The organism is Pantoea sp. BS_8 (genome assembly GCF_041954965.1).
GTDB classification, from domain to species: Bacteria; Pseudomonadota; Gammaproteobacteria; order Enterobacterales; family Enterobacteriaceae; genus Pantoea; species Pantoea stewartii.
This window is the reverse complement of sequence record NZ_JAVAXU010000014.1, coordinates 74,446-90,246: the sequence shown is the minus strand read 5'-3', so window position 1 is coordinate 90,246 and position 15,801 is coordinate 74,446. Positions and strand designations below refer to the sequence as shown.

At 46.3% G+C, this 15,801-nt stretch carries 13 protein-coding genes and 5 pseudogenes; 5 read left to right on the top strand and 13 right to left on the bottom strand.

What is annotated here, in order from left to right; all coding sequences use genetic code 11:
* Positions 1 to 54 precede the first annotated feature (54 nt).
* A pseudogene (locus RAC65_RS20045) lies at positions 55 to 165 on the bottom strand (transposase); the annotation flags it as partial.
* A gap of 228 nt (positions 166 to 393) precedes the next feature.
* On the opposite strand from RAC65_RS20045, the gene RAC65_RS20040 reads away from it, so the two are divergent.
* Complete coding sequence (locus tag RAC65_RS20040; RefSeq protein WP_375097090.1) at positions 394 to 1,242, top strand: hypothetical protein; 849 nt, start codon at positions 394 to 396, stop codon at positions 1,240 to 1,242.
* On the opposite strand, the pseudogene RAC65_RS20035 reads toward RAC65_RS20040, so the two are convergent.
* Positions 1,239 to 2,461: pseudogene (locus RAC65_RS20035) on the bottom strand (IS110 family transposase). The gene RAC65_RS20040 and the pseudogene RAC65_RS20035 sit on opposite strands and share 4 nt — an antisense overlap.
* 590 nt (positions 2,462 to 3,051) lie before the next feature.
* On the opposite strand from RAC65_RS20035, the gene RAC65_RS20030 reads away from it, so the two are divergent.
* The 3 genes from RAC65_RS20030 to RAC65_RS20020 all read left to right on the top strand — a co-directional run bounded on the left by RAC65_RS20030 (position 3,052) and on the right by RAC65_RS20020 (position 5,381).
* Positions 3,052 to 3,651 (top strand): hypothetical protein, encoded by a 600-nt coding sequence (locus tag RAC65_RS20030; RefSeq protein ID WP_375097089.1) that lies wholly within the window; start codon positions 3,052 to 3,054, stop codon positions 3,649 to 3,651.
* Positions 3,648 to 4,697 carry a DGQHR domain-containing protein gene (locus tag RAC65_RS20025; protein ID WP_375097088.1) on the top strand — a complete coding sequence of 350 codons (1,050 nt, stop codon included), beginning with the start codon at positions 3,648 to 3,650 and terminating at the stop codon, positions 4,695 to 4,697. Before RAC65_RS20030 ends, RAC65_RS20025 begins: the two co-directional genes overlap by 4 nt.
* 369 nt (positions 4,698 to 5,066) lie before the next feature.
* The gene (locus RAC65_RS20020; RefSeq protein ID WP_375097087.1) at positions 5,067 to 5,381 is read left to right on the top strand and encodes a DUF6678 family protein; all 315 of its coding nucleotides are present in this window, start codon (positions 5,067 to 5,069) and stop codon (positions 5,379 to 5,381) included.
* A gap of 332 nt (positions 5,382 to 5,713) precedes the next feature.
* On the opposite strand, the gene RAC65_RS20015 is transcribed toward RAC65_RS20020, so the two are convergent.
* A complete protein-coding gene (locus RAC65_RS20015; protein ID WP_375097086.1) occupies positions 5,714 to 5,860 on the bottom strand; it encodes a hypothetical protein in 147 nt (48 codons plus the stop codon).
* A 75-nt stretch (positions 5,861 to 5,935) separates the two neighbouring features.
* On the opposite strand from RAC65_RS20015, the gene RAC65_RS20010 reads away from it, so the two are divergent.
* Positions 5,936 to 7,086 (top strand): IS3 family transposase gene (locus tag RAC65_RS20010; RefSeq protein ID WP_375097085.1). Its coding sequence is split into 2 segments (ribosomal slippage): positions 5,936 to 6,173 and positions 6,173 to 7,086, totalling 1,152 coding nucleotides; the frame shifts between segments, so codons are not numbered across the junction.
* Here the strand turns inward: RAC65_RS20010 and RAC65_RS20005 are convergent.
* The 10 genes and pseudogenes from RAC65_RS20005 to RAC65_RS19960 form a co-directional block, all read right to left on the bottom strand.
* Positions 7,083 to 7,385, bottom strand: a pseudogene (locus RAC65_RS20005) (DUF4238 domain-containing protein). The gene RAC65_RS20010 and the pseudogene RAC65_RS20005 overlap by 4 nt on opposite strands.
* 78 nt (positions 7,386 to 7,463) lie before the next feature.
* Positions 7,464 to 8,252, bottom strand: a complete 789-nt coding sequence (locus RAC65_RS20000) for a hypothetical protein (protein ID WP_375097084.1) — start codon at positions 8,250 to 8,252, stop codon at positions 7,464 to 7,466.
* 73 nt (positions 8,253 to 8,325) lie between these two features.
* Positions 8,326 to 9,204: an NgoMIV family type II restriction endonuclease gene (locus RAC65_RS19995; protein ID WP_375097083.1), complete on the bottom strand. Its 879-nt coding sequence runs from the start codon at positions 9,202 to 9,204 to the stop codon at positions 8,326 to 8,328.
* Between the two features lie 14 nt (positions 9,205 to 9,218).
* The gene (locus tag RAC65_RS19990) at positions 9,219 to 10,334 is read right to left on the bottom strand and encodes a DNA cytosine methyltransferase (protein WP_375097082.1); all 1,116 of its coding nucleotides are present in this window, start codon (positions 10,332 to 10,334) and stop codon (positions 9,219 to 9,221) included.
* 380 nt (positions 10,335 to 10,714) lie between these two features.
* A pseudogene (locus RAC65_RS19985) lies at positions 10,715 to 11,313 on the bottom strand (integrase core domain-containing protein); the annotation flags it as partial.
* Between the two features lie 232 nt (positions 11,314 to 11,545).
* Positions 11,546 to 12,238: a hypothetical protein gene (locus RAC65_RS19980; protein WP_185200522.1), complete on the bottom strand. Its 693-nt coding sequence runs from the start codon at positions 12,236 to 12,238 to the stop codon at positions 11,546 to 11,548.
* A 107-nt stretch (positions 12,239 to 12,345) separates the two neighbouring features.
* Positions 12,346 to 13,908: an IS66 family transposase gene (locus RAC65_RS19975; protein ID WP_375097081.1), complete on the bottom strand. Its 1,563-nt coding sequence runs from the start codon at positions 13,906 to 13,908 to the stop codon at positions 12,346 to 12,348.
* A 19-nt stretch (positions 13,909 to 13,927) separates the two neighbouring features.
* Positions 13,928 to 14,275 (bottom strand): IS66 family insertion sequence element accessory protein TnpB, encoded by a 348-nt coding sequence (gene tnpB, locus RAC65_RS19970; protein ID WP_185200521.1) that lies wholly within the window; start codon positions 14,273 to 14,275, stop codon positions 13,928 to 13,930.
* On the bottom strand, positions 14,272 to 14,877 hold the full coding sequence (gene tnpA / locus RAC65_RS19965; RefSeq protein WP_375097080.1) for an IS66-like element accessory protein TnpA: 606 nt from the start codon (positions 14,875 to 14,877) through the stop codon (positions 14,272 to 14,274). Before tnpA ends, tnpB begins: the two co-directional genes overlap by 4 nt.
* Before the next feature lie 79 nt (positions 14,878 to 14,956).
* Positions 14,957 to 15,486: pseudogene (locus tag RAC65_RS19960) on the bottom strand (transposase); the annotation flags it as partial.
* Positions 15,487 to 15,801: the final 315 nt, after the last annotated feature.

The window sequence follows — 15,801 nt, the reverse complement described above, 5'->3', positions numbered from 1 at the left end:
GAGCCGCTTCACTTCGGGAACTTCCATGCCGCCGAACTTCTTGCGCCAGGATTAAAAGGTAGCGTCTGAAATAGCATGTTTACGGCAGAGTTCCCGGGCTGAAACCCCGGCTTCTGGCTCGCGGAGAATACTGATGATCTGTTCGTCGGAAAAACGCTTCTTCATGGGGATGTCCTCATGTGGCTTATGAAGACATTACTGACATCGCGGTGTATTAATCAACGGGGAGCAGGTCAAAGCCCTTCGAATGATAGCCGCATGTGGCGATAAATGCTTCAAAAGCGGTCTTCAGCAAAAAGTGAGTAAAGGTGCTTCTTGAGTTTTTTTCATAAATGTACAAATATTCAATCAGTGGTGTTTAATCACTCTATAAAATAAAGGCGCATTAAAAACATGAAAGCATATCTGGATACAAATATACTAAGGCAGCTAAATAAAATCCCTAAAAAAAACAACATTGAACTTATATGTTCACAGCTTGGCATCATGGAACTGATTTCAGGGATGACCTCAGAAAAAGAGTACAACATACGGAAAACCTCTCTAGTCAACATTTCAAGTCGTGATGTAAAGATCATATGGGAATCCGTAGGTACTTTACAGGCTAAGGCATTTGGTATTGGTTTAAATGATTATGACGTACCTGCTACAAAACTGTTAATGGAAGAAATCATTAGAACGGATACACTAACTGAAGCAAAAAATATTAAAATTGAGCTCGGTGGGGAAGTATATTCTATTGAGGCACTGACTAATTATGACAATATGCTAGTAGAGGATTCCACATCAGTTTTAAAAGAAACAATGTCAACAGAAAAGGAGGATAGAGACTCGCTTCGAGCCAACCCTTACACAGAAGCAGAAATTAGAGTGCTTATGGACATGAATATAATAGGTTTTCTCAATGGGCTTGGAATAAGAAAATTCAGGCAAGGAACAGAATCAGATCCAGAAGGCGACTTCACTCCTGAGTATCTTAACTCCATTAAAAAATACAGTCGCAGTAAAATATTAGATGATTATTTAAAGTGCTTAACTATTTATATATTAGATGCAATGAAAACAGGTAATCAACCCGGTAAGAATGATAGTCACGACATCTGTCATATGGCGTACTGCCATAATGTCGATTTATTTATTTCGAATGACAGGATTTATCAACGTTTTCCAAAGGATTTATTAAAGGTGAAAATTTTAAACTTCGATGAATTCATGAAAGAACAACCTTTTTGTGAAGACTAAAGAAATATTAATTCGAGAGCCAGCAAATATTTCGCTTCGTCGTAGCGGGTTCTGGTCTTCCAGCAGCGGTAAATGATCCTTATCCATTTAAACGCCAGAGCACGGATTGCAGATTGGTGAGATTTTCCTTTTTCTCGCAGTTCCTGATAATAAAGTCTGGCCCAATATGATGAGTTAACCGTCTTGGCAGCCCATTCAACGAAGGTCTGCCTGACGAACTTCGCACATTGCCATCTCCAGTGAACCCAGGATTTCTGGCCACTTCTTTCTGTCGCCGGGGCAATACCTGCATAGTTTTGAATTTCTTCAGCGCTGTTAAACCGGTCACGGTTATCACCAAGTGCAGCAAGCATCCGTGGGCCCATACACGGCCCCATGCCCGGAAGGGATTTGAACAGCCCCGCATCTGGCAATGTGTCAAACAGCGTTTCAATTCGTTCGTCATAGGTTTTGATGATTTCGCTCACGACTTTAATTTGTGTCGCCAGTGCTGTTGCCATCAAAGCATTAGCCTCTATAACACTCGGGTCAGTCGTCAATGGGATCGCGTTATCAATACTCGCAACACGTTGCTCGGTAAGGGCCATTTCGCGGCCACCTTTGGCATTCAGAAAGTTGCAGATCTTGTCGCGCCTAGCTCGTTTCAGTTGTTGCAGACTGGGCCACCGTATAATCAATTCACACAACAGTAAGCTACCCCGATGTGAGAACCACTCCAGGGGCTGAGGATAATACTGTTTAAGCGTGTTGATTATCCGGTTCACAAAACGGCGTTTATCCTCAACCAGCTGACGACGCTGCTCAACCAGTTGCTGGAGTAACCGGATATCCGCATTGTCGGGTTCAATGGCTTTTATCTTTTGGGGATAACGCAGCATTAACTCTAGTGCCAGCTTGGCATCCTGCGGGTCATCTTTAGCGCCGCTGGGCGAGAAGGCTTGCCGGTAACGAGCCAGGGACAAAGCGTGGACGGGGAAAACGGTGATAAACGGATATTTCTGAAGAGTATACACCACGGGTCCCTTCTTCAGCTCGAGAGCTATAGCGATACTGCCTTTTACCTTCTGGTGTAACTCGGTAAGCCAGGCATCAAGCGCTTCTGCTGTATGTCAATCACATGGAATACGCGTTCACCGTTTTTAAACTGAACACAGACATCGTGTTTTTTATCTGCCCAGTCCAGACCTACGTGTGCAGCAAATTGGTTAGTCGCAGTCATCACCAACTCCTTTCATCGGGGATTGGTATGCATTCCACGCTCTTCGAAAGAAATGTAGCCAGCAGTTTATCTGCATGCCCTGAGTATTCGTTAGCGAACGTGGAGCACCTACTGGTTCGAAAGAAAAGCGGCGATCATCACATGATTCTCGCTCAATATTCGTAACCAGTAAGCGCATACCCTGAATCACTTCAAAGTGTAATTCTCAGGGTAAGAATGACTATATTTCGCTCAAAGCGGACCTGAGCGCCGACTGTCCGCCTTATGCCAGAAGCGGACATTGCTTACATCATTGTAAATTTATTTATGAAAAAAATAGAAAAATGCAAAAAAAATCAATCCTTTGTTTGTTAATTACTGAAAGCATGCTATATAAGTTGACAAGCTTACTATAAGGTAGTGTTATCATTATAAATTAAGCAAGCAGTTTAGGCCTTGGTACGTGAGTCAAGTATCAATCACTTTTAAGAATGTTGTATAGTTATAACATCGAAATTATTATGATTATAATTTTATTATTTGAATAAGGTAAATGGTTACTAATTGATAGTTACATATTGTCGACAAGTTTAAATAAAAGAGTGTATAACATGAGTAAAGACTGGCAAATGTTTAAAAAATCCCTTTTGTATCCATTCGATGCTATAAGAAAAAATAAAATAGAATTTTTTATTTGGATCGTTTTCACAGTTGTCTGCGGGCAAATGGGGATTATTGCAAATATAATAATAAGATATTATTCACATTCGATACCACTAAACCAGTCTATTTACATAGAGGGTTCGTCAGGGAGCTTTTACACATTTTCTATTGCATTAATAGCCTCTGCTCTTGGCCCTATGTTTGTAAGTTTCTTTAGCTCTAAACTTGAGTTTAAGACAATAAAAATTATATCAATAATATTATTGATAATTTTCTTGCAGTTGTCAGGAATAATATATGCTGCCACACAATCAAAGGATTTAACCTTCCCAAACTCTAATGATTTAACGTGCGGTCTAACTCAGCCTATAATTTATGTTATTTCTATAGTCTTAGTCGGCTATACATTTGGAGTGTTAAAACTTAACGCTACTGCACATACAGATATAAACGATGAAAGTTATATAGAAAAAGAAGATGCAACAGTTACAACCCAGGCAATGGCAACCAAGGAAGTGACTGATGATGGTAAAGGAGTTGTGATATGAAATTAAAATATATTGAAGTTAACCAACCAATCGGTACATTCTATTTAACATCAATAAGAGCCATTGACTTACTCGATATAGTTAGAGTTGATCGTCGTAGAGATTTCGAGTTTGGTGTGCAGAGGGATATTTCGTCATCAAGAGTTTCAGAAATCGCAAAGTACACTAGTGAGCCAGATGCGACTTTCCCAACACCGATCATAATTTCCGTCGATGATTCATCCAATATAAAAATGGATGATACCTATTTTTACTTTGAGTCTGAAGTGGTGATAGGTGATGTGATCGATGGCCAGCATAGATTATGGGGGATTAAAAATTCCTCAAATGCTAAACTTTTTGATTTACCAGTTGTTTTAATGTTTGATCTTACTGATGAAGAGAAAGCCTATGTTTTCTCAATCATTAATAGTAAACAAACTCGTGTAAACCCATCAATTGTATATGATTTATTTTCACTCGCAGAACGCAGGAGTCCCCAGAAAACATGCCACGAAATTGCGAGAGGAATGAACAGTAATCCTGATTCTCCTTTTTATAAAAAGCTAAAAATGCTGGGTAGAAAGGAAATAAACCAAGATAATGCATCATTATCACAAAGCACTTTCATAAAATATCTTATCCAACATATTTCAAAAAAACCTGATGATGATGCAAGAATGTTAAAAATGGACATGCCGTTAATGCCAAATAGTCAGTGTATATTCCGAGATTATTTTATTGAGGAGAATGACGCTGTAATTCAAAAGATAATGTTGAATTTTTTTAATGCTATTCGTGACGTCTATCCAGTCGAGTGGAATACACCAAGGGAGTATTATTTAAGCAAGCTCACCGGGTATGCGGCATTAATGAGGGCCTTCCCTGTAGTATACTTAAAGGGCATTAAAGAAAAGAAATTGGATTATGATTTCATGCTGGGTGAAGCTAGTAAAATAAAAAGAAATCTTGCAGTTAGAGGTGTTTTTTTTAAAGCAGGGGAGTTTGGAACCAATGAGTCTGAAATAAATCGGCTTGCAAAAAATATCGTTGATTCATGTATTTAAGTAACTTACCTGCGCGGGGGGGCTTTTGTTTTTTCTCCCCTGAACTATTGTTCTCGAATGCGAAAAAAACTTGCTTGATATTTATTAAAATTAATAAAGCTTTTTAATAAAACAGATTTAGTTTTTGACACATCAGATTAGTTATGCTGTGCGATAGGAAATGAGATAATCCAAATCCGCATTGTGGATAGTTTTGTTCTGAAAAAAATCGCTAAGCTCATGAAAATGATTGGAGAAACAGATTTTAATGTCTGCTTTTCGCTCATAGCGGACCTTCAGCTAAGCCCGCCTGTCCGCTTTGTGCCAGAATTGGACATTGTTATCCAAATAGCGTGTTAATATATCAGGAGCTTGTTCTGGGAGACTTGAATGCTTTATAGCTGCATGAATAATACAAAATGGAACGAGATCCGCGTGGCAATGGTTAGCATGGAGTCTCCTCCTTCATGGAAAATCACTTTACTCAATGGTTACGAATCCGCAGTTGATGGTGAGTGTTTTTACCATTTCAGTGAAGGCGGTTATTTAGATATCCAGTATCTTGATATTTTGACGAATTCAGTAGCGCAGCATGACATGGTTGGTACCATCCTTCGGGCTATTCATCTACCTGGAATCGAGCCTAAAAACGGTTATAGAATTTTGGGGTACACAGATGCGAGCAGTTATGTGGACTATCTTTAGCTGAAAAGGTTGTTTAAACGACCAAATGATTGTTCAAGTAGAAGATGACATTAACGCCCGCTCCTCGCCCAAAGCGAATCTTCAGCTCAATCAGCATGTCCGCTCTGTGCCAAATGCGGATATTGCGTGCATCGTGGTATGTTAGTTTACGGACGGCTGGTCAGAACGGCTATTCCTCCCTCACCGCCTGTCTGAATACTGTGGCGGGAGTGATATGTGAAAGTGATTAGCAGGCTACCTTCACGGTACAGATTTAAACAAATTTCAGGACCATATGAGATCCTTGGTTTTTTTGACTGCTTCATCGATATAATGCTGGCGAACGGCATCAGTCACAGGTTCACTTTCATAGGGGGTTCAAACTGTTTCATGGTGCTTTTTTCAGCCACAAAACCACCCACGACCATTTCACCTTCTGCCCTGATTTTTTTGCCGTCGATATCAAGCATCACGTACGAACTTGTGCCTGTAATTTTCATATCAGTTATGCCTGAATCGCCACGGGTTTAACAGACACCTCAGAGTCATTTAAGATGACTTAAAGCGAGGCGCCCATGAGCGGTAAGCGTTATCCAGAAGAGTTTAAAATTGAAGCAGTCAAACAGGTTGTTGATCGTGGTCATTCTGTTTCCAGCGTTGCAACACGTCTCGATATCACCACCCACAGCCTTTACGCCTGGATAAAGAAGTACGGTCCGGATTCTTCCACTAATAATGCACAGTCGGATGCTCAGGCCGGGATCCGCCGTCTCCAGAAAGAGCTGAAGCGGGTTACCGACGAACGGGACATATTAAAAAAAGCCGCGGCGTACTTCGCAAAGCTGTCCGAGTGAGGTACGCCTTTATCCGCGACAACAGCCGTTGTTGGCCTGTTCGCCTGCTCTGTCGGGTTCTGGATGTCCATCCGGGTGGATTTTATTTCTGGCTTCAGCAGCCACATTCGCAGCGTCACCATGCAGACCAGATGCTGACCGGGCAGATCAAACAGTTCTGGCCTGAGTCTGGCTGCGTCTACGATGGTTATCGCAGGATCCATCTCAATCTGCGTGATACCGGGCAGCAGTGCGGAGTGAACCGGGTCTTGCGGCTGATGAAGCATGCCGGAATAAAAGCTCAGGTTGGGTACCGTAGCACACGGGCACGTAAAGGCGAAGCCAGTATAGTGTCGCCTGACAGGCTCCAGCGGCAGTTCAATCCGGATGCTCCGCATAAGCGTTTGGTAACGGACATAACCTACATCAGGACCCACGAAGGATGGCTGTATCTGGCCGTGGTTGTTGACTTGTTCTCACGTAAGGTTATTGGCTGGTCAATGCAACCCCGCATGACAAAAGAGATTGTCCTGAACGCATTACTTATGGCGGTGTGGAGGCGTAATCCTCAAAAACAGGTATTGGTTCACTCTGATCAGGGCAGTCAGTACACGAGCCATGAGTGGCAGTCGTTCCTGAAATCACACGGTCTGGAAGGCAGCATGAGTCGTCGCGGTAACTGCCACGACAACGCGGTGGCGGAAAGCTTTTTCCAGCTACTGAAACGCGAACGGGTTAAGAAAAAGATCTACGGAACGCGGGAAGAAGCCCGCAGTGATATTTTTGATTACATCGAAATGTTCTATAACAGTAAGCGTCGGCATGGTTCGGGCGATCAGATGTCACCGACAGAATATGAAAACCAGTATTATCAACGGCTCAGAAGTGTCTAGATTATCCGTGGCGATTCATCCAATAGAAAACCCGCATCTGCTTTATTTAGTTGATATCCCGCAGAGATAATTCTCTTAACCAAGTTTGAATATTGTCCTTCAATAGGCTGGAGAGCTTTTTCAAGCTTCAAATCGTCACCATAAAAGTAGCTTTTTGAACATTGACTTTTTATAGATGCCTTCGCAACAAAAAGCTTTCTATCATAATTAGAAAGGCAAATTTAGCTATTAGAATTTTCATGCGAAAAACGCTTCAAATAGCATTGCGGTACGAAATGTTGATTCTTATTCGATGCCATAACTTCTATCCTTGGTTAAGGCTGAGAGGGTTAACTTTAGTTTTAAAATCTGAAAAGCAAGGAGTTACTATTCCTCAACTATTTTTTTCGATTCAGCTTTCCATCGCCCAAGCTGTAACGTCCAGAGTGAATAGCTAACCAGAATAGTGCTGTTAACATATGTGGATGAATCATTACTTTACAAAAAAATTTACGCACTCTCCCTATCAGAGTGATTTCAATATCATGATCTGAGTGAAGAATGAAATATTGATAATCCCCCAACCTGTGCCGGAAGTAACCTGACATCTCCAATTTGGCATATTCTATCGAGTTACAGTTCCATAGCCTTCCCCAGCGACGCTGCCACTTATCATTGAGTAACCAGTTGTAAGTCAAATGGGATGTCAACGAATCAAAATCAGGTAATTTCTTGCCATCCATCATTGTTAATTGGCAATCGATGAACTGGATTTCGTTAATAGTGAAAAATATTCCTCGCTCACTCGACTCTAACAAATCATCTTGAGGAATCTGATCTAGGGTTACAATGAGAATGTTTTCATCGACATTCTTAAGCTCAATTTTCTGTTGATATCGAAGCCCACTTCCCCTTGCCTCAAAAAAGAGGACAACTTTTTTCAGTGGAATATTCAAGCAGCGAAAAGCCACCTTGGATTTTACTTTCTCATGGTCAGCGGGATTAGAAAGTCTTAGTGAATATTCAAGATGATCGCCCAAGTTCTCCCAGTATGATCCCAGACGCAGTAGTTTTTGTTTGTCTTCGTGAGATTTTTTGTAGGTGTTGTATAACCAAAATCGGGTTAATTTTCCCCACGCCCATTTAATTACTTTTCCAATCAATCCCCAGGGTGTAGAAATACTCATAATTGGCTCCAGCATTATCAGGTGGATAATGTAATCATTTAGCTCTAAGGAACCTACTTAACTTATCTCAGGTTCAGATGGCGAGGTCCAATGGTAAATCCGAAATGTCCTTCAACCTTTTACCATCAACCATTACAGCAAGCATATCAGCTGCATCATTTAAACCGAGAAGCTTTACTGCGGCTTGAAGCTCATAAAGAGCAAAGTGATAGACACAATCAATATCACCTGTGCCTAGTGCTATGGAGGCAAGTCTGCTTGGCGTTGGTTCAGCTGTAACAACCATGATATGTGGAAGAGTGCCCTTACGGTTTCGCATAAGATTAAGCGCTTCAGACCGCGCGTTCTGCGCTCGATCGCTTCTTATCGTCCATTTACAGGAAATGCTCGCATGAAGTAACGGTTTACCGCCATTGGATTCGCGAAGTCCTGACATTAAGGTTACTGAGTCATCCACGATCATTTCTGGCTTGTTGATTATGCTGTCATGCTCAGGCTGACGAGCGACTACAATATCGGGTGAAATGGTATAGTCACTTCCTAACGCAGCGGCAAGTTGGGCATCATTCTTAGCTGCGTTATCGAGGGCTATAAGGTGAGCATATTGCTCATACTTGGCTATTTCAAGGCGATTGCGGCCAGAGACTTGTTGAATATTCCATCTGCCTGGTCGTAGGTGGCCAAGTTTCAGAAATGTTTTTTCAACAAACTGAGCACAGATGCTCTCGAACTGATTACCTGAGGTCTGCCCGGCAATCCTTTCGCCTACCGTTTCAGCCTTCAGCAAACGGGCAATTTCCCGGGCTATTGCTTTACTGTTGTTATTACTGCCATCTGCATTACTTACCACACCTGCAGCGTTGGTAGTCAATGTATTCAATAAAAGTTGTGCGTGAAATTCTTTACGTGCCTCAGCGAAAGCCACATTACCGATTGCGTTGTGTTCGTCCATAAACCTTTAACTTCCTATGCAGCGTTTTGTTTCTTAACAGTTACCGCATCATCTTTCTTTGCCCGCATGACATCAAGAGCATATGCAGCAATTTTTTCGGCGAATACAGGAGGAACAGCATTACCAATTTGGCGTGCGACTTCCGTTTTTGAACCATGAAAAATGAAATTATCAGGGAATGACATCAGTCTGGCGGCTTCGCGATGAGTAATAGGGCGATGCTGATCAGGATGAAGGTAACGTCCCTTCTCTGGTTTAAAGAACTCTGTACGTATAGTTACAGAGGGTCTTTCCCACCAGAGGCGCCCAAATAAGTCTGTTCCGCCTGATGTCTTTTTGATCCAGCAGGCAGGGGTTAAGTCAGGTCGATTCTTCTGTAAGTCGAAACGGTTCCCACCGGGAGGCACCGCCACGTAGCGTTCTCTGGAAATCTCCGTTGGATTACGGCCAAAGTGAAGATTCATCGGAGGCAGTTCATCTCGGATCTCAGTACCCACTGGTTCTGGTAAATCACCAATCGCCTCATGTGTAGAAACCCAGACAGGAAGCGCGCCAGCTTTCTCCGGGGATTGATGAGAAGGAGCTGGAGGAAAAGCGGGAACGTTAGCCAGCTCAAACCACTCACGTTTAATGCCGATAGCTATGGTTCTTTTCCTGGTCTGGGGCACACCATAGTCAGCAGTGTTCAGTACTTTTGGGTTAAGAAGCACAAAGCCCATGGATTCAGCTCTGGAAGAAATATCGACAAACTCATCGCTTTTCAGCAGACCGGGGACATTTTCCATCACGAACATGTAAGCGCCAGAAAGCTGAATGATGTCCATGTAGGGCTCCCATAGAGCTCTGCGATGATCACCTTCCCTGTTCTTGTTCAGGAGGCTAAATCCCTGGCATGGCGGCCCTCCGATTACGATATCGGCAGGTGGGACTTCATTAGAAGCAATCCACTCCTCAATGTTTGCCTTGATACCATGTGAGTTGAAGTTTGCGTTGTAAGTCTTGATCGCTGCTGCATCGTTATCTATGGCAAGAATGCTTTCAAAGTGCTCCGACATTTCCCCATGACAGAATCCAGTGGAAAGCCCACCAGCACCACAGAAGAGATCTATCACCTTGAATTTATTGCTCATAAACCGCACCGCTTAGTTATGCTGACTATCACTAGCTATATTTTATCATATTTTATAGCTGTATAAATACCCATAGCCGGAATCAACTACAGAGTATTTTACGCCCAGGGTAGTAGTACGGGTAACTGAGTTTTCCAATGTGACCAGCTGGTTATCTAATTAAACTGCACTTAAGACCCCTACTCCTATTTAGTCGATACCTCTTGCTTCATCTCTAACAGCCAGAAACCACATTCAATCCTTCTTTTAATCATCATGCTCTCGCTGGATGCCATCCAAATTCATGGGTAATTGAAATCATGACTACTATCATCACTTACATTGTTATCTCTGGGGCACAGGCTTTCGATCTGACCTGCCCCCAGTATTTGATACAACCTTCAGTTAGTAATGTCGGTTGGTTTTTCTTCATGTTTCCCGTTTCGCCCGCATGCTGCAAATTCAAACGGCGTCTGGTAATTCAGCGATGAATGAGGTCTGGACTCGTTATAGTCTTGCCGCCAGTCATTAATGATTCTCCGGGCATGGAGAATATCGTTGAACCAGTGCTCATTCAGGCATTCATCCCAAAAGCGTCCGTTAAAACTCTCAATAAATCCGTTCTGTGTCGGTTTACCGGGCTGGATAAGCCGCAGCTCCACGCAATGCTCAAAAGCCCACTGGTCGAGCGCACGGCAGGTCAATTCCGGGCCCTGCTCGGCTCTTATCGTTGCCGGATATCCACGAAACAGCGCGATGCCGTCCAGAATACGCACGACCTGAACGCCTGAAATACCGAAAGTGGCGGTGATCGTCAGGCACTCTATCGTGAAATCATCCACACAGGTCAGGCACTTAATCCGGCGGCCGCTGGCAAGTGCATCCATGACAAAATCCATTGACCATGTCATGTTCGGCGCCTCCGGGCGGAGAAGCGGAAGCCGTTCAGTCGCCAGACCCTTACGTCGGCGCCTGCTTTTACACACAGGCCGTTAAGGTGTAAGCGTATCGTTCAGACCGTCTTTCATTTCTGCCCGCGTTTCTTACCATGGACACTTTCACGAACATGGACATTACCGTGGACAGAAACACGCCTTACACCAACAGGCCCTGGATCATCACAGCTCTGAGCCTGCGGTACAATGACGCTCTCACCTAACGTGAAATTGGTAAGCGTAATATTCAAACCGTGTTTATAGGGGCCGGGTTTTAAACACCAGACAAGATAACTACTATATATCGAAGAAATGTCGAAACACCGTAACAGGAGCTTTAACTGCCAGAGGCTGAAGTGGGAAACACCCTGAGATTTCACTTAATGAAGGATTTCGACTGAGTTTTTCATAAAAAAAATCAGCCTTGTCAGTTCTTACTTCCCCATTTCTATACAAAAACTGTCCCCAGAGGGGCATATTCCGGTACTTACCAGTAGCCGGCTTCGAAGAAGCTATATATTGCGGAGGGAAAAGTCTGCGGTATGCACTTATATTATATAACCATGAAAGCCCGCAAACGTTTTCAATTTCAGGATGAGACATCAGTGTAAACCGGAAGAGTTTCCGTAATTCTGCATATCTCATTTCCCGCTGGCTATAGCTCAGTGGTGACTCTTTTTCATTTTCTCGATTTTCGAAATGAATCCTTGCAGTGTTCCCGGACTCATATCCACATGAAAAACAGCCCGCGATCGCTATCACCCTTGGCGGTTGGACTTCGGCTCTCGACTGCCAGACTTCATGGGTATATATCGCATTCCTGGCTGGGCTGCTTTGAAGGCCGTCAACGTATTCTATCCACTGCGGGTTAGCGGCATCGAAATCCCGTCCAAATCCCAGCCGGATATAAATATTCGTATAATCCATGATTGCAGCCCCCAGAGACGCATTTGTGACAGAAGCTATATAAGCAGCGAATTCAAGCTGCATTCTGAAGAAATTCCGTGTGACCAGCATTAACTGACAACCTCATTTTCTGCCGATTAGCGATTAGAAGAAGTTAACGTTAATTATTGCATGCCCATATTACAAAATTATCAAGAATGTAAACTCACTTGCCAGGGCAACAGATCCTTAACACGGTTCACCGGCCAGTCCTGGATATGAGCAATGACATAGCGAAGCCACGCCTCCGGTTCCACACCGTTCAGACGGCAGGTTCCGATCAGCGAATACAGGGTGGCGGCTCTTTCACCTCCGCTGTTTGATCCCGCAAACAGCCAATTTTTGCGGCCAAGCGCTACGCTACGAAGTGCGTTCTCTGCGATATTGTTGTCGATTTCCGCCCATCCGTTTCGGCAGTACAGGTTCAGCGCATCCCATTGTTTCAGCAGATACACGAACGCTTTCGCCGTATCCGAGTGGCGCGACAGCACCTTCATCTGCCCCTGTATCCAGTCATACAGCGATAGCATAAGCGGGACGGTCCGCACTTTCCGGACCGCCAGTCGTTTCTCTGCCGGACTGCCGCGTATCTCTGCCTCAATGGCGTACAGCTCACCGATGCGCCGCAGCGCTTCGGTGGTGATGTCGGTCGGCGTACGGACGTGCACATCATGGATTTTGCGCCGGGCGTGCGCCATGCAGGCCGCTTCTGTGATGTGGCCGTCTTCGTACAGCGCGTTATAACCACCGTAAGCATCTGCCTGCAGGATACCGCTGTACCCGGCAAGGTGTTGCTGCGGATGCATTCCCTTACGGTCCGGTGAGTACGCGAACCACACTGCAGGCGGAAGCTGTGAACCCGCGTTGCGGTCATCCCGCACGTAGACCCACAGCCGGGCAGTGCGCGTTTTGCCGCTGCCCGGCTCCTGAACCGGTACCGGGATATCGTCGGTGTGCACTTTGCCCGGCATCAGCACGTACTGTTTCAGCAGGTCGTACAGCGGCTCCAGCAGTTCGCTCACCGCGCCGGACCATCGCGTGGACCGGCTCAGATCCACGCCCTGACGGCGGTAGATTTCTGACTGCCGGTAGTGCGGCGTGTGCTCTGCGAACTTCGCGGTGACGATTCGGGCCAGCAGGCCGGGCCCCGCGTAGCTGCGCTCGATGGGTTTTGATGGCATGGGGGCCTGAACGATGTGATCACAGCTGCAGCAGGCCAGTTTGGGCCGCTGCGTTTCGATAACCTTAAAGGCGCTGCTGATGAGCTCCAGTTGCTCCGACACGTCGCAGCCCAGCGGGCTGAGGTTCCCACCGCACGCCGGACAGGTGGTTTCTGCCGGGGACAGCATGCGGGTTTCGCGGGGCAGTGAGGCAGGAAGTGGTTTTCGGGAGGAAGACTGGCGCAGCGGCTGTGGGAGTCCCGGATCATGCTGCTCACCCAGCACTTCTGTCATCTCCTCCTGCAGGGCGCTGATGCGCTCTTCTGCCTCGCGGACCTGGCGTGCCGTTTTCTCACGCAGCTTTTCAGAACTTTTGCCAAACTGCATGCGCTGCAGTTTGGCAACCAGCGCCTTCAGCCGGTTGATTTCGCTGGCGTACGCCGCCACCCGCTGTGAGAGCAGGCGGTTATACTCCGCCATTTTACGAATGGTGGTCTGCTGCTCCTGCAGCTGTGCCCTGAGCCGGGCATTTTCATCAGGGTTCGGGGTGTTCATAAGCCCACTTTACAGCAGGTTATATCCGCAGGCCAGGGCGTTCCGTTCGCTGCGGATGTTTCCAGTTTATGCCCTCCAGCAGCATGCTCAGCTGCGCCGGAGTCAGGTGGACTTTTCCGTCGCGGGTCACCGGCCAGACGAAGCGTCCGCGCTCCAGGCGTTTGGTGAACAGACACAGGCCATCGCGGTCCGCCCACAGTACCTTTATCATGTCGCCCCGCCGCCCGCGAAAGATAAACAGATGACCGCTGAACGGGTCCGTGCGCAGCGTGTTCTGTACTTTCGCCGCCAGCCCGTTGAAACTGCAGCGCATATCCGTCACGCCGGCGACCAGCCAGATGCGCGAGCCAGCCGGAAAATTAATCATGCCTCACCATCCCTTAGCTCGCTGACCAGTGCACGCAGCAGCTCCGGCGTCAGTGGCCCGGTCAGACTCAGGGTGCCGCCCGGTAGTGTCAGCTTGCAACTGATGACCGGTGGCTGGTCTGGTGATACGGCCCCGTTGTGTCTGGATGGCGGCGACAGAGGCTCCACAGTGACCGGAATGAGAGTGGCTCTGCTGGCAGGGTCCAGCAGTCCCTGACGATGCAGGTTCCGCCAGTTGAAGAGCAGGTTATCGTTGATGCCATGCTCACGTGCAATTTGTGCCACACAGGCACCCGGCTGCAGGGTTAAATCCGCCATGCGGATTTTAAACTCCAGTGGCCAGTCCGGACGGCGTTTTTTGACAGGCAGGTTTGTTTCAAGATTGAAGGCGTAAAGCTCCTCCTCCAGACGCTCAGGCGTGTATTCCTCCGGCAATGGCCAGTTAATAGCCGTGCGGCGAAAACGCTTGAACATTTTATGCGTGGCGGAAGTGCTGATATTCAGTTGTTCAGCAATTTCACGGTAAGTCAGGGCGTCGTTAAACCGCAGGCTGAGTGCAGCAGTGATCCAGGGTCTGTTGGTGTAAGGCGTGTTTCTGTCCACGGTAGTGTCCATGTTCGCGAAAGTGTCCATGGTAGGAAACAAGGGGGAAAATAAAAGACGGTCTGAACGATACGCTTACGTTAAGGTGATAGATGCGGTAAACCCGCTTGTGGTTGATGTGAAGGCCCTCCCGGCGCAATAACTGCCAGATCCGTCGGTAACCAAATCGCCGGCTTTCAAGTGCCAGCTCTGTGATGCGTAGAGACAGTTGCGCGTCAGCAGCCGGACGCTGGGCCGAATAACGGCAGGTTGAAAGTGACAGACCGGCCAGACTGCAGGCACGGCGTTGCGACAGACCCATTGCCTCACACATGACCTCCACGGCTTCCCGCTTCTGGTCTGTCGTCAGTACTTTCGCCCCAGAGCCACCTGAAGTGCCTCCTTATCCAGCATGGCTTCGGCGAGTAGCTTCTTGAGGCGGGCGTTCTCCTCTTCAAGCGACTTGAGCCGCTTCACTTCGGGAACTTCCATGCCGCCGAACTTCTTGCGCCAGGATTAAAAGGTAGCGTCTGAAATAGCATGTTTACGGCAGAGTTCCCGGGCTGAAACCCCGGCTTCTGGCTCGCGGAGAATACTGATGATCTGTTCGTCGGAAAATCGCTTCTTCATGGGGATGTTCTCATGTGGCTTATGAAGACATTACTGACATCGCGGTGTATTAATCAACGGGGAGCAGGTCAGCAGCACGTGCTGGTCAATACCTTGTGCAACATCAGCGAGTGCCTCAACGAGGTGGTGGCGCTTAGCCGGTGTAATTTCCGTCTGAGTACACCATTTTCTACGTCATCATCCGCACGGCCAAGCAGCGGATGCCCTAAGTGAGGCTCCAGCCTCAACCAGCGAAAGCCGTTTTTTTATGCCCATCGTTCACCCGTGGTGAAGGATATGCGTCACCCTTCACCCATCCATCACCAGTTAACAATA

Coding starts and splice junctions, on each gene's coding strand:
- RAC65_RS20040 (WP_375097090.1), top strand. CDS start 394: ATGAAAGCATATCTGGATACAAATATACTAAGGCAGCTAAATAAAATC.
- RAC65_RS20030 (WP_375097089.1), top strand. CDS start 3,052: ATGAGTAAAGACTGGCAAATGTTTAAAAAATCCCTTTTGTATCCATTC.
- RAC65_RS20025 (WP_375097088.1), top strand. CDS start 3,648: ATGAAATTAAAATATATTGAAGTTAACCAACCAATCGGTACATTCTAT.
- RAC65_RS20020 (WP_375097087.1), top strand. CDS start 5,067: ATGCTTTATAGCTGCATGAATAATACAAAATGGAACGAGATCCGCGTG.
- RAC65_RS20015 (WP_375097086.1), bottom strand. CDS start 5,860: ATGAAAATTACAGGCACAAGTTCGTACGTGATGCTTGATATCGACGGC.
- RAC65_RS20000 (WP_375097084.1), bottom strand. CDS start 8,252: ATGAGTATTTCTACACCCTGGGGATTGATTGGAAAAGTAATTAAATGG.
- RAC65_RS19995 (WP_375097083.1), bottom strand. CDS start 9,204: ATGGACGAACACAACGCAATCGGTAATGTGGCTTTCGCTGAGGCACGT.
- RAC65_RS19990 (WP_375097082.1), bottom strand. CDS start 10,334: ATGAGCAATAAATTCAAGGTGATAGATCTCTTCTGTGGTGCTGGTGGG.
- RAC65_RS19980 (WP_185200522.1), bottom strand. CDS start 12,238: ATGCAGCTTGAATTCGCTGCTTATATAGCTTCTGTCACAAATGCGTCT.
- RAC65_RS19975 (WP_375097081.1), bottom strand. CDS start 13,908: ATGAACACCCCGAACCCTGATGAAAATGCCCGGCTCAGGGCACAGCTG.
- tnpB (WP_185200521.1), bottom strand. CDS start 14,275: ATGATTAATTTTCCGGCTGGCTCGCGCATCTGGCTGGTCGCCGGCGTG.